13 protein-coding genes are annotated in these 19,271 nt (G+C 61.1%); 1 reads left to right on the forward strand and 12 read right to left on the reverse strand.

What is annotated here, in order from left to right:
- Positions 1–29: 29 nt before the first annotated feature.
- The 10 genes from yccS to betI all read right to left on the reverse strand — a co-directional run bounded on the left by yccS (position 30) and on the right by betI (position 14,767).
- Positions 30–2,213, reverse strand: a complete 2,184-nt coding sequence (yccS, locus tag QMK52_RS09360; protein ID WP_005792181.1) for a YccS family putative transporter — start codon at positions 2,211–2,213, stop codon at positions 30–32.
- Between the two features lie 151 nt (positions 2,214–2,364).
- Positions 2,365–3,543, reverse strand: a complete 1,179-nt coding sequence (locus tag QMK52_RS09365) for an NAD(P)/FAD-dependent oxidoreductase (RefSeq protein WP_005792180.1) — start codon at positions 3,541–3,543, stop codon at positions 2,365–2,367.
- Between the two features lie 159 nt (positions 3,544–3,702).
- Positions 3,703–5,040, reverse strand: a complete 1,338-nt coding sequence (dbpA, locus tag QMK52_RS09370; RefSeq protein ID WP_232289440.1) for an ATP-dependent RNA helicase DbpA — start codon at positions 5,038–5,040, stop codon at positions 3,703–3,705.
- 130 nt (positions 5,041–5,170) lie between these two features.
- Positions 5,171–6,598 (reverse strand): multidrug transporter subunit MdtD, encoded by a 1,428-nt coding sequence (gene mdtD / locus QMK52_RS09375; RefSeq protein WP_032879027.1) that lies wholly within the window; start codon positions 6,596–6,598, stop codon positions 5,171–5,173.
- A gap of 53 nt (positions 6,599–6,651) precedes the next feature.
- Positions 6,652–7,524 carry an alpha/beta hydrolase gene (locus tag QMK52_RS09380; RefSeq protein ID WP_320404040.1) on the reverse strand — a complete coding sequence of 291 codons (873 nt, stop codon included), beginning with the start codon at positions 7,522–7,524 and terminating at the stop codon, positions 6,652–6,654.
- Between the two features lie 243 nt (positions 7,525–7,767).
- The gene (locus QMK52_RS09385) at positions 7,768–9,084 is read right to left on the reverse strand and encodes a TldD/PmbA family protein (protein WP_194439452.1); all 1,317 of its coding nucleotides are present in this window, start codon (positions 9,082–9,084) and stop codon (positions 7,768–7,770) included.
- Complete coding sequence (locus QMK52_RS09390; protein WP_194439450.1) at positions 9,084–10,526, reverse strand: TldD/PmbA family protein; 1,443 nt, start codon at positions 10,524–10,526, stop codon at positions 9,084–9,086. The genes QMK52_RS09385 and QMK52_RS09390 overlap by 1 nt, the downstream gene beginning before the upstream one ends.
- Before the next feature lie 204 nt (positions 10,527–10,730).
- The gene (gene betA / locus QMK52_RS09395) at positions 10,731–12,434 is read right to left on the reverse strand and encodes a choline dehydrogenase (RefSeq protein ID WP_005792174.1); all 1,704 of its coding nucleotides are present in this window, start codon (positions 12,432–12,434) and stop codon (positions 10,731–10,733) included.
- A 156-nt stretch (positions 12,435–12,590) separates the two neighbouring features.
- Positions 12,591–14,063, reverse strand: coding sequence for a betaine-aldehyde dehydrogenase (gene betB, locus QMK52_RS09400; protein WP_005792173.1), 1,473 nt, complete (start codon positions 14,061–14,063; stop codon positions 12,591–12,593).
- A 110-nt stretch (positions 14,064–14,173) separates the two neighbouring features.
- Positions 14,174–14,767, reverse strand: coding sequence for a transcriptional regulator BetI (gene betI / locus QMK52_RS09405; protein WP_005792172.1), 594 nt, complete (start codon positions 14,765–14,767; stop codon positions 14,174–14,176).
- A gap of 390 nt (positions 14,768–15,157) precedes the next feature.
- Between betI and QMK52_RS09410 the strand changes: the two genes are divergently transcribed.
- Entirely contained in the window at positions 15,158–17,092 is a 1,935-nt protein-coding gene (locus QMK52_RS09410) for a BCCT family transporter (protein WP_320404192.1), read from the forward strand.
- Positions 17,093–17,247: 155 nt separating this feature from the next.
- On the opposite strand, the gene choV is transcribed toward QMK52_RS09410, so the two are convergent.
- On the reverse strand, positions 17,248–18,426 hold the full coding sequence (gene choV / locus QMK52_RS09415) for a choline ABC transporter ATP-binding protein (protein WP_005792170.1): 1,179 nt from the start codon (positions 18,424–18,426) through the stop codon (positions 17,248–17,250).
- Positions 18,423–19,268, reverse strand: coding sequence for a choline ABC transporter permease subunit (choW, locus tag QMK52_RS09420; protein WP_003194913.1), 846 nt, complete (start codon positions 19,266–19,268; stop codon positions 18,423–18,425). The genes choV and choW overlap by 4 nt, the downstream gene beginning before the upstream one ends.
- Positions 19,269–19,271: the final 3 nt, after the last annotated feature.

The following is a 19,271-nucleotide window of genomic DNA, read 5'->3' on the forward strand; positions in this document are numbered from 1 at the left end:
CGACGATTCGACTTGCCCCCGATAGCGGCCTAAGCCGCGCTGGTGTCTTTGATCAAGTGCGCGGCCAACGTGCGCAACGGCCCCAACTGCCGACAAATCAACGCCAACTGCGTTTGCACCAGCCGCTGCGCCTCATCGATCTCATCCGGCATTTGCTCCAACTCTGCCGCCAACCCTTCCTCGGCATCACTCTGGATCGCAATCGGCTGTTTGTTGGCCAGGCCGCTTGCGATCTCATCAATGCTTGCCGCCAGGCTGTTGCCTGCGCCTTCGATCAAATGCTCACGCACGTCGGCCGGAAGCTGGGTTTCGCGGTGCGCACCCAAACCCGACAAATAGCTGAGCAAGGTGTGTGACAGCACCAGAAAGCGAAAGCCTACGTCGGCCTCCTTACGAAAGTGCCCAGGCTCCATCAGCATATTGGCCAGGGTGGTGGATAGCGCGGCATCGGCGTTATGCGCGTTGCGCCGGGCCAGGCGGTAGGCCAGGTCGTCGCTCTTGCCGGCGGCGTATTGCTGCATGATCTGGCGCAGGTAGATGCTGTTGCAGGTCAGGGTGTTGGCCAGCACTTTGTTCAGGCGTCGGCCTTGCCAGTCGGGCAGGAACAGGAACACCGCCAGGCCCGCGATCAGGCTGCCAAGCAGGGTATCGAACAGGCGAGGCAGAAACAGCCCGTAGCCATCGCCCACCTGGTTGAAGCAGAACAGCACCATCAGGGTGATCGCTGCAGTCGCCAGGGTATAGCGCGTGGTGCGGTTGATAAAGAACACCAGGCCCGCAGCGATGGCGAACATCGATTGCACGACCGGGTTGGGGAACAAATCGAACAGCGCCCAGGCCACGGTCAGGCCGATGGCGGTGCCGATGATCCGCTGGCCGAGTTTGCGCCGGGTGGCGCCGTAGCTCGGCTGGCAGACGAACAGGGTGGTGAGGATGATCCAGTAACCTTGGGACGCGTGGATGGCGTGCAGGGTGCCATAGCCGATGGTCAATGCCAGTGACAGGCGCAAGGCGTGGCGAAACAGCAATGACGTCGGCGTGAGTTGGGTGCGCAGGCGCGTCCACATTTCCTTGAAGTTGCGCGGGGCACGGTCCAACAGGTTGCTGTCGGTAGCGTCGGCCAGGGCATCGGGGTTGCTGGCGTCGCCCAGCAGGCGGTCAAGGGTGGACAGGTTGGCGGCCAAGGCGCGCAACGAGCGTAACAGGCCACGCCAGGCGGGGTTGCTCTGGATGCGCAGGTGCTCCAGGGAGGCGTTCAGGTCGCCCAGGGCCTCGGCGAAGCTGTCGTCATAGATGAACGGTTGGCGCAGTTGGATCGACTCGGCCAGGGTCTGGCAGGCTTTGCCTTGCTGGCGCAGCAGGCGCTGGCAGCGAAACAGCACATCGCTGTGGAAAAAGGCATCGGTCAGGGCGTTGTACGGGTAGTGAGACGAACTGGCGCGTTCGTGGATGTCCTGGGCCAGGAAATACAGCTTCAGGTAACGGCTGACCTTCGAGCCCGGTCGACCATTGCCGACACGGTGCAGAATGATTTCCTTGGCCGCATTCAGCGCGGCGACCACCCGGCCATTTTGCTGGGCCAGTTCCAGGCGTCGGGCTTCCACATCCAGTTGGCGGATCGGCTCGAACAAGGATGACTTGAGCTTGAGATAGCGCCCCAGCTCACGGAACAACCGCGCCAGGCTCTGCTGCACCGGCTGGTTGGAAAACAGCGCCTGCCACAGCACTGACAGCACGCCGTACCAGGCGGCGCCGGCCACCAGCAGCAGCGGCTCATGCCAGAAGTCGGTGACGGCGCCGCCGCGTTGGTCCACGCCGATCATGGTATAGACCGACAGAATCAGGGTGGCCGAGGCAATCGCGCCATAGCGTTCGCCCAGCGCACCGAGCATGGTCAGGGAGAAACTGGCCAAAGCCAGGGCGATGGCGAAGATCCAGGGGTAGGGGAACAGCAATTCCACCGACAGCGCGGCGATGCTGAAACACACCAGTGTCACCGCCAGGGCGTTGAGGCGGCCCTGCCAACTGTCATCAGTCTCGGCCAGGGCGCTGGCGATAATCCCCAGGAACAGCGGGATCAACAGCGTCATTTCATCCTGGTACCAACACAGCGCCATGCTGCCGGTGAGGGCGATGAACACCCGTACGCTGTAGCTGAATTTATCCAGCGCCCACAGGCGCCGCATGGACTGCTTGAACGAGGTCGATGACATGAAGTCTGGAGTCTTCCGGGACGTTGTCGCTAAATTGAGCTATCAAGGACGCCACGGCAAGTGTGCTGATCACATCCAACCGCAAATTATTCAAGATCACTACAAAACCAATGTGGGAGGGGGCTTGCTCCCACATTTTTACCGCTTTATGTCAGGCGTATTGCGCGGCTGCGTAGCCCGACGCCCACGCCCACTGGAAGTTGAACCCGCCCAAGTGACCGGTCACATCCAGCACTTCGCCGATGAAGTACAGGCCAGGGCTTTTCAGTGATTCCATGGTCTTGGAAGATACTTCCCGCGTGTCCACTCCACCTAAGGTTACCTCGGCAGTGCGATAGCCCTCGGTGCCGGCCGGTACGAGTTGCCAGCTCCCAAGCTTTTGCGCGATATCGGCAATTTCAGCATGGGTGTACTGCTTCATCGGTTTGGATTCGAACCAGCTCTGGGCCAGCAGGTTGGCCATCTTCTTGGTGAAAATCTCCCCCAGCAGGGTCTTTAGCTCGCTGTTGGGATGCTCGGCCTGTTGCTGTTGCAGCCAGTCATGGGCGTCATGATCGGGCAACAGGTTGATTTCCACCGTGTCGCCGGATTCCCAGTAAGACGAGATCTGCAAAATCGCCGGCCCGCTCAGGCCACGATGGGTGAATAGCATGTTCTCGCGAAAGCTCTGGCCGTTGCAGCTGACCAGGCAATCCACCGAGGTGCCGGACAACTCGCTGCACAACTCCTTGAGCTGGTCGGTGATGGTGAACGGCACCAGCCCGGCGCGGGTCGGCAACAGTTCATGGCCGAATTGCCTGGCCACTTGGTAACCGAAACCGGTGGCGCCCAGTGTGGGGATCGACAAGCCACCAGTGGCAATCACCAGCGACTCGCAGTGCAACTCGCCGAGCGTGGTCTGCAATTGGTAACCGTTATCGAGCCTGGCGATTTCCTCGATGGAGGTGTCCAGGTGCAGGCTCACGCCGGTCTGGATGCACTCATCGAGCAACATGCCGAGGATGTCGCTGGACTTGTTATCGCAGAACAGCTGGCCGAGTTTTTTCTCGTGGTACGGCACGCCGTGCTTGGCCACCAGCCCAATGAAATCCCACTGGGTGTAGCGCGCCAGGGCCGACTTGCAGAAGTGCGCGTTATGCGAGAGGAAGTTGGCCGGCTCGGTGTACATATTGGTGAAGTTACAGCGGCCACCACCGGACATCAGGATCTTCTTGCCGGCCTTGTTGGCGTGGTCGATCAGCATCACTTTGCGCCCACGCCCGGCGGCGGTCAGTGCGCACATCAAGCCTGCCGCGCCGGCGCCAATGATCACAACTTCGGTCGAGCGCAAAACGGTGTCCTCATACAAATTCTGAATTGAAATACAGTCAAATGTGGGAGGGGGCTTGCTCCCGATGGCGGTGGTTCAGTCACATCTATATTGACTGAGACTCCGCTATCGGGAGCAAGCCCCCTCCCACATTTGAATCTCCATTGGTGTGCGAGATATTTACAGGATCCGCACGCGCAACGAACGGCCTTTGATCTTGCCGTCATTCAAGCGCTGCAACGCCTGCTTGGCGATTCCGCGTTCTACGGCCACGAATGCCTGGAAGTCAAAGATCGCAATCTTGCCGACCTGGGCGCCCGGAATGCCGGCTTCACCGGTCAATGCACCCAGAATGTCGCCTGGGCGGACCTTGTCTTTACGCCCGGCGGCGATGCACAGGGTACTCATCTGCGGCAGCAACGGGCCACCGCTTTGCGGCTTGAGGTTGTCCAGTTGGTCCCAGTTCAGCGGCGACTTCTGCAGTTGCTCGATGGCCTGGGCGCGGTGCGCTTCGGACGGTGCCACCAGGCTGATGGCGATACCGGTCTCGCCGGCACGACCGGTACGGCCCACGCGGTGAATGTGGATCTCCGAGTCGCGGGCCAGTTCGACGTTGATCACCATGTCCAGCGAGTCGATGTCCAGGCCACGGGCAGCCACGTCGGTAGCCACCAGCACTGAGGTGCTGCGGTTGGCGAACATCGCCAGTACCTGGTCACGGTCGCGCTGTTCCAGGTCGCCGTGCAGGCCGACGGCGGAAATGCCTTTGGCCGTCAGGTGGTCGACAGTTTCCTGCACTTGCTGCTTGGTGAAGCAGAACGCCACGCAGGAGGCAGGGCGGAAATGCGCCAGCACCTTGGTCACCGCGTCCATGCGTTCTTCTGGGGAGATTTCGTAGAAGCGCTGTTCGATCTGGTCGTCGGAGTGGAACGCCTCGGCCTTCACCTGCTGCGGCGCACGCATGAACTTGGACGCCAGCTGCTTGATGCTCACCGGGTAGGTGGCCGAGAACAGCAGGGTCTGGCGGCGTGGCGGGGTCTTGCTGATGATGTCTTCGATGGCGTCGTAGAAGCCCATGTCGAGCATACGGTCAGCTTCGTCGAGGATCAGGGTGTTCAGGCCATCCAGTACCAGCGAGCCTTTGCGCAGGTGCTGCTGGATGCGGCCCGGAGTGCCGACGATGACGTGGGCGCCATGCTCCAGGGAGGCGATCTGCGGGCCGAGGGACACGCCGCCGCACAGGGTCAGCACCTTGATGTTGTCTTCGGCACGGGCCAGGCGACGGATTTCCTTGGCGACCTGGTCGGCCAGCTCACGGGTGGGGCACATCACCAGCGCCTGGCAACCGAAGTAACGTGGGTTGATCGGGTTCAACAAGCCGATGCCGAAGGCGGCGGTCTTGCCGCTGCCGGTCTTGGCCTGGGCAATCAGGTCCAGCCCCTTGAGGATCACCGGCAAGCTTTGCGCCTGGATCTGCGTCATCTCGACGTAACCCAGCGAGTCGAGGTTAGCCAGCATGGCGGCGGACAGGGGCAAAGTATTAAAAGCGGTGGCGATGGTAGTCACGGGACTGGCTCTGCAAAACAAAATGTCGCGCAGTGTACCAGCCCTGTGGGATTTTCCCCGCAAGTTCTCGACGAGAAGCCCGTCAATGCTCGATATCGTGCTCGCGGCTGACCACGCGTTTGCCGTCTTTTGGCGACAATTGCAGGAAGATCGCCGCCGCCAGCATCGCCATGATGCCCACGGTGAGGAAGGTCAGCTGGAACGCGCCGAGGACACTTTCCACACCGTCATTGCCGGCCTCGGCAGTAAACCCGCCAAGCAACGCGCCGGCACAGGCCACGCCGAGGCTGAGGGACAACTGCGCCACCACCGACAACAAACTGTTGCCGCTGCTGGCCTGGGCGTCGTCGAGGTCGATCAGGGTCACGGTGTTCATCGCCGTGAATTGCAGCGAGTTGATCGCCCCCAGCACCGCCAGCATGGCCAGCAGCAGCGGGTAGGGCGTGTGCTCGCTGACCAGGCCCATGCTCGCCAGCATGATGCCCAGAGCCAAGGTGTTGCCGGTCAGCACGATGCGATAACCGAGGCGCTCGATCAGCGGCCTTGCCACGGATTTGGCAAACATCGCCGCCGCCGCGAGTGGCAGCATGCTCATCCCGGCTTCTGATGGCGAGTAACCTAGTGCCACCTGCAACAAAAGCGGTACCAGGAAGGGCAGTGCGCCGCTGCCCAGCCGCGCAAACAGGTTGCCCAGAATGCCCACGGCAAAGGTGCGGGTCTTGAACAGCACCGGCGAGAACAACGGGTTATCAATATGCCCGGCGCGCAGCCAGTACGCCGCCAGGCAGGCGAACCCGCCGAACAGCAGCAATATGACCCGCAGGTGCGGCAGGTGCAGTTCGCCCAGACCCTCCATGGCGATGGTGATCAGCACCATCGCCGCGCCGAACAGCAGGAAACCCAGGCCGTCGAAGCGCGTGCGCTCGCTGCCGCGCAGGTCGGGGATGAACTTCCATACGGCATAGCAGCCGATCATGCCCACCGGCAGGTTGATCAGGAAGATCCAGTGCCAGGTCAGGTATTGCACCATCCAGCCGCCCATGGTCGGGCCCAGTAAGGGGCCGAGCAGGCCGGGGATAGTGATGAAACCCATGATGCGCACCAGCTCGGAACGCGGATAGGCGCGCAGCACCACCAGCCGCCCGACTGGCAGCATCAGCGCACCGCCTAAGCCCTGGATTACCCGGGCGCCCACCAGCATGGTCAAACTGCTGGACAGTGCGCACAGCAGCGAGCCGAGACTGAACAGCATGATCGCGCCAAAGAAAATCTTCTTGGTGCCAAAACGGTCGGCGATCCAGCCCGATGCGGGGATCAGAAGGGCGACGGTGAGCATGTAGGCAATCACCACCCCCTGCATGCGCAGCGGGTTCTCCGCGAGGTCCCGGGCCATGGCCGGCAGAGCCGTGTTGAGGATCGTCCCATCCAGCGATTGCATGAAGAAGGCAATCGCTACCACCCAGGGGAGCCAGCGGGCGGTCTTGGCATCGAGAGGGGCACGATTCGGCATGGGGACCCTTTTATTAGCAGGCTATGTGTTGGCGATTATGCGCCATTCGTCGCTCATTTTCCCACTGGCGGTTCGTCTAAGTCCGACAACGTTGCGTGCTCTCCGACCAGGAAATCCAGCAATGCACGGTGAACTGCCAGCGCCGCTTCCCGAGACTCCAGGTCCAGCAGGTGGCCGGTATGCTCGGCCACCGCAAAGCTGCTGCGGCCTACATATTGTTTGAACAGCTGGGTCTCGGCGGCCGGGGTGTATTCGTCCAGGGCACCGTTGAGAAAGTGCACCGGCGTCTCGATCTGTCGCAGCGCCGGCAAATAGTTGCCATCGCCCAAGGCCAGGACCTGGTGAATGTGAAAGCGCGCCTGGCGGTACTCGGTAGTGGCCATGGTCGACAGGTGCCGATGGTTGTTGCGCTTGAGGCGCGGCGACAGGTATTTGCCGACCGTCTCGTTGAGCAGGTGGCCGACCGCGGACTTGTCATCGGCCTCGATCAACACGCGCACGCGCTCCACGTATTCAAGCATGGCCTGATTGAGGTTGGGGGCCAGGGCCATCACCACGGAGCTTTCGATGGAGGGTGGGTTGTACGCCAGGGTCAGCAATGTGGAGATGCCGCCCCACGAGGCGGACACTAAATGGTTGACCTCAAAGCGCTCTACCAGGGCGCGCAGGATTTGCACCTCATCGTCCTTGGTAACCAAGTCGAGGTCGGTGTTGTGCTCGCGCGAGTAGCCGGAGAATGGCAAATCGAACAGCAGCACATTGAAATGCTCGGCCAGGCATTTGCTGGTGCGGGCAAAGGAGCGCGTGGTGGACAGGGCGCCATTGACCATCAGCACGGTTTTTCTTTGCGGGTTATTACCGAGCTGCTCTACGTGAACGTTGTAGTGTTTGAACAGCCTTTCAATGACGAAACTTCCATGGTTCATATCAGCGCTCCAGCTTGCCGTTTACCGGGCAAGGTCATGCATCACGTGTGGGCACGTGGGTGGGGTGGCGGGATGCCACTAACCGTTATAACGAGGTTTTTTACAGGCGACAACCAACCGGGCGCTCAAGACGGTGAGTTGGGAATTTGCGGTAGGAAACGGCGAAAAGTCTGACTGAGAGGGTGCAATTCCCTCTGTAGGCGCGGGTGCGCTCGCGCCTACAGAGGGCCGGATTACCGGGGTTTACAATGTCAAGGTCAGGCGTTTGACCAAGGCACCTGGCAGCAGGTTGGAGGCGGTATTGCGCTGGCTGTAAGTGCTGGCCGACAGTAGCAGTTCCCGATCAGCGGTCAGGGCTTCGAGCTGAGAACCCAGCAAGTGATACACACTGTCATCAAAGCGCATGGTGCTGACCGGCGCCTTGATTTCGCCGTTTTCCACCCAGAACGTGGCGAAGCGCGTCATGCCGGTCAGGCGCGCCGCTGGCAGGTCGGAATAGTTCAGGTACCAGAGGTTGCTGATATATAACCCGGTGCCCAACTGCTTGAGGATATCGGCCTGGACCAGGCTGCCTGCCGCCATTTGCAAGGCGCTGGGAGACTCGTCGCTGCTGGCGCCGTTGGTGCTCAAACCGTATTCGGCGGCGCTGCGAGAGTTGATCAACTGGCCCTCGGCCTTGCCTGCCCGGATCAGGGGCACATCCGCGCGCGGGTAGCCTTCGGTGGAAAACGCCTGGCTCAGGGAACCGCTGATCTGTTCATTGATTGTCACCAGCGGGCTCAGTGATTGCTCACCGGCATACAGGCGCTGCAACGAACTGCCTTTGCTGGCGATGGCCTGGGCCGAAAAACCACCCCAGGTAATGATGCTGATGATTTCTTCCAGCGCTGGCGGTGCAAGGTAGGCACGGTATTGGCCGGGCGCCAGCTTGTGCAGCGGCCGCCCCAGGAACGCCAGTTGCTCGCGGGCCTGTTGAAAGCGTGCGGCAAATTCGGTGCTGTCCCAGGTGTGCCCGGCGTAGCTGGCCTTGACCGCTTCGCCATTGGCGTGGAACAGGCTGAAATCGAAGTTGAAGCTGTTGGCGCAATGCCAGCCGAACGCGCCCGAGGAACTGGCGAAACCACGGCTGATGGGGCCGGCGGCGTAGAAGCCGACCAGATCGACGCCGTCGGCAGCCTGGCTGATGTCGTCCAGCACCTGGGCCAGGGCCGGCAGCGGCCGTCGCTGTTCGTTGCTGCTTTGCCAGGCGTTGTGGCTGAGCAGCAGGTACGGATCACGTGGCAGCAGCGGCAGGGTTTCACGCAGCTGTTGCAGGGCATTGGCCAGACGCTGGCGATCCAGTGCCGCCTCGCCGGACAGGGTGATGCCCAGGTCGGCGTGGCGGCCATCGTTGATCAGCTTGAGGTTCAGGCTGGCCTGTTGCACCTGGCCGGCCTGGCGCACCTGTGCGTGGTTGAAACGCACGAACTCGGACGATTCATCCGCGTAACCCAGGTGGAACTGCTCCTTGTCGGTGACGGCCTGCTTGAGCCAGTCCACCAGTGCCTTGAAGTGGTTCATCAGGCATCGCCCCCAAATACGTCAATGTTACTGAATACACAGGCCGGCGACGCATGGCCGACGCGGATCACCTGGTTGGGCTCGCCCTTGCCGCAGTTGGGCGTACCCAATACCTTGAAGGTGCTGGCGTCGCCGACCGCGCTGAGGTTGCGCCAGAATTGCGCGGAAATTGCCCGATAGTTGGGGTTCTTCACCACGCCCTTGAGTTCGCCGTTTTCAATCAACTGGCCCCACTCGCAACCGAACTGGAACTTGTTGCGCGCATCGTCGATGGACCACGAACGGTTGGTCGACATCAGGATGCCGTTTTCAATACCGCCCACCAATTGCGCCATGCTTTTATCGCCGGCCTCGATATTCAAGTTGGCCATGCGATCGATGGGCGGGCGGTTCCAGCCGCAGGCGCGGCTGTTGGCGACGCCTGGCAGGTTGGCGCGAAATTGCGACAACGCACCGCCCAAGGGCTTGAGCAGCAGGCCATCGCGGATCAGAAATTGCTTGCTGGCGCGGGTGCCGTCGTCGTCATGGCCGTAGCTGGCCAGTTGCTCGGGGATATCGGGGTCGAAGGTCACGTTAAGCAACGGCGAGCCGTATTGCAGATGGCCGAAGTCGCTGGCCTTCACAAAGCTGGTGCCGGCGTAATTGCGCTCGTCACCGAGGATACGGTCCAGCTCCAGCGGGTGGCCGATGGATTCGTGGATCTGCAGGATCATCTGGTCGGGCATCAGCAGCAGGTCGCGTGGGCCATGGGGCGTATTCGGCGCGAGCAGCAATTGCAGGGCTTCGTCGGCCACCTTGCGGGCGGCGCCCACCAGGCCAAAGCGCTGGATCACACCGGCACTGCCTTGCTGGCCGAAGTTGGTACCGCCCAGGGTACGGGTCTGGCTGTCGTTGCCGTCGAAGGCGGTGACACTCAGGCCAGGGAAGACGAAGCGCTGGGCCTGGCGCAATTGCGCGCCGGCGCTGTTGAGATAGATCTGTTCAACCTGCGTAGTGCCAAGGCTCACTTCCCAGGTCACCAGGCGCTCATCCCTGGGCACGGCAGCAGATTCATCGCCGAGCAATTGGTAGCAGTCGCTCAGGGACGGGAAGGGCTGGTCGAGGTCAGGGGACAGGTAGTCGGCGACGTCGCTGGACACTGGCTGTTGGTGCAGGTCGAGCAGGGCGTGGGGCTGGATCAGCCGGGCTTGCTGTTCGGCGCGCTCAAGGGCCGCTTGCAGGCCGGCAAGGGAAATGTCGTTGGTCGCGGCATAGGCTTCTACGCCATTGAGACGCACGGTAAGCATGGCGCCTTCATCGTGGCTCAGGTGCGGTGGTTCGGCGACGTTCTTGCGTACCGACAGGTATTGGCCGGATTCGCGTACGTAGCGCAGGGAGAAGAATTCGGCACGGGTGCGCAGGGCACTGAAGTGCTGCTTGAGAGTGGCGTGGTGTTCGAACATGGGGCCTTCCTTGTGGGCGGCTCGGCGCGCGGCAGGCCAACAGAGTAGGCCGGGGCGCAGAGCTGATCAAGGAAAGTGTAGGGGGGGCTTGCGGTGTCGGGTCGGGCCTCATCGCGGGCAAGCCCGCTCCCACATTTTGATTTGTGAACACAGTCAAATGTGGGAGCTGGCTTGCCTGCGATATCAGGCACCGCGGTGTATCAGTTACTGCGCAGTAGGGCCTACTTCACGCATCGGCTTGCCACGCACCGGCGCATCGCCTGCCACGTAGTAGTCGGCGGTGCTGCGCGGCAGTGGCTTGCGGCCACGGATCTTGTCGGCGATTTTTTCGGCGATCATGATCGTCGGCGCGTTCAGGTTACCGGTGGTGATGATCGGCATGATCGACGCATCGACTACACGCAAGCCCTGCATACCATGCACGCGGCCTTCGCCATCCACTACGGCCATCTCGTCGGTGCCCATCTTGCACGAGCAGGACGGGTGGAACGCGGTTTCGGCGTGCTCGCGGATGAACTTGTCGAGTTGCTCATCGGTTTGCACTTCAATACCCGGGCTGATTTCGCGGCCACGGTATTGATCCAGTGCCGGCTGCTGCATGATTTCACGGGTCAGGCGGATGCCATCGCGAAATTCCTGCCAGTCCTGCTCGGTGGCCATGTAGTTGAAGAGGATGCTCGGGTAGTCCCGTGGGTTCTTCGACTTCAATTGCACGCGGCCACGGCTTGGCGAACGCATGGAGCCCATGTGCGCCTGGAAACCGTGCTCTTTCACACCGTTGCTGCCGTTGTAGTTAATCGCCACCGGCAGGAAGTGGTACTGGATGTTCGGCCACTCGAATTCCGGACGCGAACGGATAAAACCGCCGGCTTCGAACTGGTTGCTGGCGCCGATACCGGTGCCGTTGAACAGCCACTCGGCACCGATGGCCGGCTGGTTGTACCAGAGCAGCGATGGGTACAGCGACACCGGCTGGGTGCACGCATATTGCAGGTACAGCTCAAGGTGATCCTGCAGGTTTTCGCCGACGCCCGGCAGGTCGTGGACTACTGGGATGTCGAGGCTTTCCAGCAGCTTGGCCGGGCCGACGCCGGAGCGTTGCAGCAGTTGCGGCGAAGCGATCGCGCCGCTGCACACCAGCACTTCTTTACGCGCACGGGCTTCAACGCGCTCTTCGGCGGCGCCGATCAGGTAGCGCACGCCAACGGCACGCTTGCCTTCGAACAACACTTTGTCGGTAAGGGCGTGGGTGACGATGGTCAGGGTCGAACGCTTTTTAGCTGTGTCCAGGTAACCGCGTGCGGTGCTGGCGCGACGGCCGTTCGGCGTGACGGTACGGTCCATCGGGCCGAAGCCTTCTTGCTGGTAACCGTTCAAGTCTTCGGTACGCGGGTAACCGGCTTGTACGCCGGCTTCGACCATGGCGTGGAACAGCGGGTTGTTGCCCGCTTTCGGCGTGGTCACGCTGACCGGGCCTTCACCGCCGTGGTAATCGTTGGGGCCGATGTCGCGGGTTTCGGCCTTGCGGAAATAAGGCAGGCAGTCGAGGTAGGTCCAGTCTTCCAGACCGGGCAGCTTCGACCAGTTGTCATAGTCCATGGCATTGCCACGGATATAGCACATGCCGTTGATCAGCGAAGAACCACCCAGGCCCTTGCCGCGCCCGCATTCCATCCGGCGGCCGTCCATGTGTGGCTCTGGATCGGTTTCGTAGGCCCAGTTGTAACGGCGGCCTTGCAGCGGGAAGGCCAGGGCGGCTGGCATCTGGGTACGGAAGTCGAGGCGGTAGTCCGGGCCACCGGCTTCGAGCAGCAAAACAGTGACGCCTTCGTCTTCGGTCAGACGGGTCGCCAGGGTGTTACCGGCGGAGCCGGCACCCACAATGATGTAATCGTATTCTTGGGACATGAATGTACCCTCTTTGAAGTGTGGTCAGGTCTGGCGAGTGCTTCGCACTCGATCGCAGGCAAGCCAGCTCCCACATTTGATCGGGTTCACACAGCGCAAATGTAGGAGCCGGGCTTGCCCGCGATGGCCTCACGGGCAATACAAGACTCGCAGGTGTTAGAACACCGAGGCGTAATCGCCCAGCTCAACCTGTACCGATTTGATGCGGGTGAAGTTGTTCAGCGAGCTGATCCCGTTCTCACGGCCCACACCGGATTGCTTGTAACCACCGACCGGCATCTTGGCGTCGGACTCGCCCCAGGCGTTGATCCAGCAGATACCCGCTTCCAGTTGATGAATCACGCGGTGGGCGCGGTTCAGGTCGCGGGTCACCAGGCCGGCAGCCAGGCCGAAGTCGGTGTCGTTGGCGCGACGGATCACTTCTTCTTCGGTCTCGTAGGTGAGGATGCTCATCACTGGGCCGAAAATTTCTTCACGCACTATGGTCATCTCATCGGTGCAGTCGGTGAACACGGTCGGGGCCACGAAGGCGCCTTTGGCGAAGTCGCCGTCGGTCAGGCGATCGCCGCCGCACAGCAGGCGGGCGCCTTCTTCCTTACCTTTGGCGATGTAGCCCAGCACGCTTTCCATGTGGGCGAAGCTGACCAGCGGGCCGAAGTTGGTGTTGTCGTCCTGCGGGTCGCCGACACGGATGCGCGCAACGCGCTCGACAATCTTGGCTTCAAACGCAGCTTGCAGATGCTTGGGCACGAACACACGTGTGCCGTTGGTGCAGACCTGGCCGGAGCTGTAGAAGTTGGCCATCATCGCGATGTCGGCGGCGCGATCCAGGTCGGCGTCTTCGAACACGATCAGTGGCGACTTGCCGCCCAGTTCCATGGTCACTTCCTTGAGCGACGAACTCGAGGCGCTGGCCATGACTTTCTTGCCGGTGTCGGTGCCGCCGGTGAACGAGACTTTCTCGATGCGCGGGTGCTCGGTCAGCCAAGTGCCGACTTCTCGGCCGCTGCCGGTCAGTACGTTGAACACGCCAGCCGGAACGCCGGCTTCGGTGTAGATCTCGGCCAGTTTCAGGGTGGTCAGCGAGGTGACTTCGCTTGGCTTGAAGATCATCGCGTTGCCGGCAGCCAGGGCCGGAGCGGATTTCCACAGGGCGATCTGGATCGGGTAGTTCCACGCGCCGATACCGGCGACTACACCCAGCGGCTCGCGGCGGGTGTAGACGAAGGAGGTGTCGCGCAGCGGGATCTGCTCGCCTTCGATGGCTGGCACCAGGCCTGCGTAGTATTCCAGCACGTCGGCGCCGGTGACGATGTCGACGTACTTGGTTTCGGAGAAGGCTTTACCGGTGTCCAGTGTTTCCAGGGCGGCCAGTTCATCGTTGCGCTCGCGCAGGATGTCGACAGCACGACGCAGGATGCGCGAACGCTCCATGGCGGTCATGGCAGCCCAGATTTTCTGGCCCTTTTCAGCGCTGACCACGGCACGCTCGACGTCTTCTTTCGTGGCGCGTTGCACTTGGGCGAGAACTTCACCGTTAGCCGGGTTGATGGCTTCGAAGGTGGCATCGCTGCCAGCGTCGCTGTAGCCGCCGTCAATGTAGAGTTTTTGCAGGTCGAAACGGGCCATAAAGTCCTCGCAAGTGCATAAGTGGTTGGCGTTACCCGACGTACAGTGGGCCATGGAGTTGTGGCAACACTGAGCGGCGGACGTTCAGGGGTTGAGCGTTTATAAGTGCTCTAACTCACCTGCTTGGCCAATTGGAAATCCATGTATTCGTAAGCGATCCGTTGCGCTTGCTCCGTGTCGAAAGCGTCTCCCGACAGGGCGCCGCGCAACCACAAACCGTCGATCAAAGCCGCCAGGCCGCGGGCTGCGCTGCGTGCCTCGGGTAACGGCATCGCACGGCGGAACTGGCAACACAGGTTGGAATACAGACGGTGATCGTTGATCCGCTGCAACCTGTGCAATGACGGGTGGTGCATGCTGGTGGCCCAGAAGGCCAGCCAGGTTTTCATTGCCGGGCCGTTGACCTGGCTGGCGTCGAAGTTGCCTTCGATGATCACCTGAAGGTGTGCCCGTGGGCTGTCATCCTTCAAGGCACGCCTGCGTTCGTGGACGTTCTCGATCAACGCATTCATCAGGTAGCGCATGGTCGCTGCAATCAGGCCGTTCTTGTCCTGAAAGTAGTGACTGATGATGCCGTTCGAGACGCCGGCCAGCCGCGCAATCAGCGCAATGCTGGCATCTCCCATTCCGACCTGATCGATGGCCGTCAAAGTGGCTTCGATCAACTGCTGGCGGCGTATGGGTTGCATACCGACCTTGGGCATGTAGCACCTCTCCTTAGGCCTGCCGATGGGCGATCCACGTCCGTCGGCTTGAGGGCCAGTCTATTTTGTTTTGATTGAACGTTCAATCAACAAAGAATAAGATCTGCGACAAATGGTCGCTGCCTACAGATATTTCCTACCTGCGAGCTGCAACCTCTGACACCTGCAAAAACCCTTGAAACAGGCCACTTCAGCGCCTGATCACCGCTTCGGCGGGCTCAAGAATTTTCGGGGTGTCTTTATAACACCCGTCCGTCGACTGCCGAAAAATCGATGTCCCGGGATAACCGTTGCCTTGTGTTTCTCTCTCGCACTGCCTGGAGCATCTGCGCCATGAGTTCTGCCTCTCTTATAAAGACCCCGCCGGAAAAGGTCCGGGTCAACGGTTGGGTGTTCTACACCTCCACCGCGCTGATTCTGATATTGACCGCCATCCTGATCATCGCCCCGCAGGAGGCCGGGCGCATGCTCGGCGTAGCCCAGGCCTGGCTTTCCAAGAGCTTTGGCTGGTACTACATGGTGGTCATCGCCGCCTACCTGGTGTTTGTGGTCGGTCTGGCGTTTTCGTCCTACGGGAAATTGAAACTGGGTAGTAAGGACGACACCCCGGACTTCAGCTACGGCGCCTGGGCCGGCATGTTGTTCTCGTCGGGCATCGGCATTTCGCTGTTGTATTTCGGTGCGTCCGAGCCGCTGGACCACTACTTCAACCCGCCCGAAGGCGCAGCGGCCAGCAATGGCGCGGCCCGCCAGGCGCTGCAGCTGACCTTCCTGCATTGGGGCCTGCACGGTTGGGCGATCTATGCCCTGGTCGGCCTGGCTGTGGCGTATTTTGCGTACCGTCATAACCAGCCGCTGGCCTTGCGTTCGGCGCTTTACCCACTGGTGGGCGAGCGTTGGGTGAGGGGCGCGGCCGGCCATGCGGTAGACGGTTTCGGCATGTTCGTCACCTTGCTGGGGCTGGTGACCAACCTGGGTATCGGCTCGATGCAGGTGTCCTCGGGGCTGGAAAACCTGTTCGGCATGGAGCACAGCAACACTAACTTGCTGATCGTGATCATCGTGATGAGCACCGTGGCAACCATCGCCGCTGTATCGGGCGTGGAAAACGGTATTCGCCGCCTGTCCAACCTCAACATCGTGCTGTTCAGCGGCTTGCTGATTTTTGTGCTGCTGTTCGGCCCGACCCTGCACCTGCTCAACGGCCTGGTGCAGAACACCGGCGATTACCTCAACGGCATCATTCTGAAAACCTTTGACCTGTATGTGTACGAAGGCGACGCCGACAAGACCGAGCGCTGGATGGGCCTGTGGACCCTGTTCTACTGGGCCTGGTGGATTTCCTGGGCGCCATTTGTGGGCATGTTCATCGCACGTATTTCCCGCGGTCGTACCGTGCGTGAGCTGGTAGCTGGCGTGTTGCTGATCCCGCTGGGCTTTACCCTGGCGTGGCTGTCGATCTTCGGTAACTCGGCCCTGGACCTGGTGTTGAACCACGGGGCGGTGGAGTTGGGCAAGACGGCGCTGGAGCAACCGTCCATGGCCATCTACCAACTGCTTGAGCATTACCCGGCATCGAAAATTGTCATCGGCGTATCGATCTTCGTGGGCTTTGTGTTGTTCCTGACCCCGGCGGATTCCGGCGCGGTGATGATGGCCAACCTGTCCTGCAAAGGCGGCAATGTGGACGAAGATGCGCCGCACTGGTTGCGGATCTTCTGGTCGGCGGTCATTACGCTGGTGACGATCGGCCTGTTGTTTGCCGGCAACTTCGAAGCCATGCAAACCATGGTGGTGCTGGCAGGGCTGCCGTTCTCGGTGGTGCTGATCTTCTTTATGTTCGGTTTGCACAAGGCGATGCGCCAGGACGTGGCCATCGAACAGGAGCAGGCGCAACTGGCTGAACGCGGGCGTCGTGGGTTCAGCGAGCGCTTGACGGCGCTGGACCTGCAACCGAGCCAGGCCACCGTGCAACGCTTTATGGACAAGCACGTAACGCCGGCGCTGGAAGAAGCGGCGGTTGCGCTGCGTGAGCAAGGGCTGGAAGTGCAGACACTGCTGGGCAAGTCCAAGCGCTGCATCGGCGTGCGGATCGAGATGGAAGAGGGCAACCCGTTTGTCTACGAAGTGAGCCTGGATGCTTACTCGTCGGCGCCGGCTGACTTGCCTGAAGAAGAGCGCACCCGTTATTACCGCGCCGAGGTGTACCTGCACAACGGGCCTCAGGAATACGACCTGATGGGCTTCACCCAGGAACAGATCACCCGGGATGTGCTCGATCAGTTTGAAAGCCATCGGCAGCTCCTTGGCCGGGTCTATAGCTGATAGTTGAGCTGGCGGCGCCTTCACTGGCGCCGCTGTTGCAAGCATTGAATGCGGTCGAATGTGGGAGCTGGCTTGCCTGCGATAGCAAGGGTGAATCCAACATCGCTATCGCAGGCAAGCCAGCTCCCACATTGACCGCATTGCTTTAGTGAGCGTCAGCCCAGGTTCTTGCCCAGCAGGGCATGGTAGAGCTCACTGTCACCCAAGATCCCCACCACCTTGTTGTTGTCATGCAACACCAGCTTGTTCCCCGTCTGGTAGCGAATCTGCAACGCATCGCGCATACCGATGTTGGAGTCCACCAGCGTCGGCACCCGGCCCAGACCTTCCACCGCTTGCCCCGGCGCCCAATTCTGCAGGTTCATCGCCACGCCATTCTGGCGTGCGCCCTGGATGGTGTTGCCTTCGGCCAGGTCCAGCCACGAGTCACCACCCGGATCAAGGCACACCGAACCGTTCACGCGCTTGCAGTTGTCCAGCGTGCGCATCAGGCTGCGTCCGCACAGCACGTTCAGCGGGTTGGTGTGGGCGACGAAGGTGCGCACATAGTCGTCCGCCGGGTTCAGCACGATCTCTTCCGGCACGCTGTACTGGATGATTTTGCCGTCTTTCATGATCGCGATACGGCTGCCCAGTTTCAGCGCTTCATCCAGGTCGTGGCTGACGAACACGATGGTCTTGCTCAACTTGCGTTGCAGCTCCAGCAGCTCATCCTGCAAGCCTTGGCGAATCAGCGGGTCGAGGGCCGAGAAGGGTTCGTCCATCAGCAGGATATCGGCGTCCATCGCCAGGGCGCGGGCCAGGCCGACGCGTTGCTGCATACCGCCGGACAGCTCGTCGGGCTTCTTGTTGCGCCATTGGCTCAGGCCCACCAGTTCAAGCTTTTCATCCACCAGCGTGCGCCGTTCCTTCTCCGGACGGCCCTGCATTTCCAGGCCGAAGCTGATGTTCTCGCGCACCGTCAGCCAAGGCATCAGGGCGAACTTCTGGAACACCATGGCGATGCGTTTGGTGCGCATCATTTTCAACTCGGCGGGGGTGCAGGAGGCGATGTCGATCTGGCGACCTTCATGCTCTACAAACAGTTGGCCACGGCTGACGGTGTTGAGGCCGTTGATGCAGCGCAGCAGGCTCGACTTGCCGGAACCCGACAAGCCCATCAGCACACAGATCTCGCCTTTCTCGATATCCAGGCTGGCCTTTTCAACGCCGACAATCTGCCCGGTCTTCTTCAGAATTTCGTTACGGCTCATGCCCTGGTCCAGCAGCTTGAGCGCTTCGCGTGGGTCTTTGGAAAAGATCACGTCGACATTGTCGAATCGGATAATGCTCATGCATCACCCCCTACTTTAGCGTCGGGTTGTTTGCAGATACGGTCGAGCATGATGGCCAGCAAGACGATCGCCAGACCCGCTTCAAAGCCCAAGGCGATGTCAGCGGTGTTCAGTGCGTTGACCACCGGCTTGCCGAGGCCGTCGGCACCCACCAGGGCGGCGATCACCACCATCGACAACGACAGCATGATGCATTGGGTAATGCCGGCGGCGATGCTCGGCATGGCGTGGGGCAACTCGATGCGCGAGAGCAACTGGCGGCGCGAGCAGCCAAAGGCTTTACCGGCGTCCATCAACTCTTGCGGCACATCGCGGATACCCAGGTAGGTCAGGCGGATCGGCGCGGCAATCGCGAACACCACCGTGGAAATCAGCCCGGGCACCACCCCCAGCCCGAAGAGGGTCAGGGTAGGGATGAGGTAGACGAAGGTCGGTACGGTCTGCATCAGGTCGAGCACCGGCCGCATCATGGTGTAGAACATCGGCTTGTGCGCGGCAACAATGCCCAGCGGCACGCCGATGACCACGCAGACCAGGGTGGCGAACAACACCTGCGCCAGAGTCTCCATGGTTTCCTGCCAGTACCCCAGGTTGAGGATCAGCAGGAAGGAGGCGATGACAAAAACCGTCAGGCCCCACTTGCGTTGAATGAAGTGAGCCAGCAGCGCAATCAGACCGATCAATGCCAGCGGATTGAACCAGGTCAGCGCAAACGTCACGCCGTGGATCATCGTTTCCAGTGTCGATGCGATTGCGTCGAAATAGTTGGCACCGTGTTGGGTCAACCAGTCGACGAAGGCAGCGATGTACTGGCCTAGAGGGATTTTCTGTTCAGTCAGCATGGT

Source organism: Pseudomonas sp. P9_2 (assembly GCF_034008255.1).
In the GTDB taxonomy this organism is placed as follows: domain Bacteria; phylum Pseudomonadota; class Gammaproteobacteria; order Pseudomonadales; family Pseudomonadaceae; genus Aquipseudomonas; species Aquipseudomonas synxantha_A.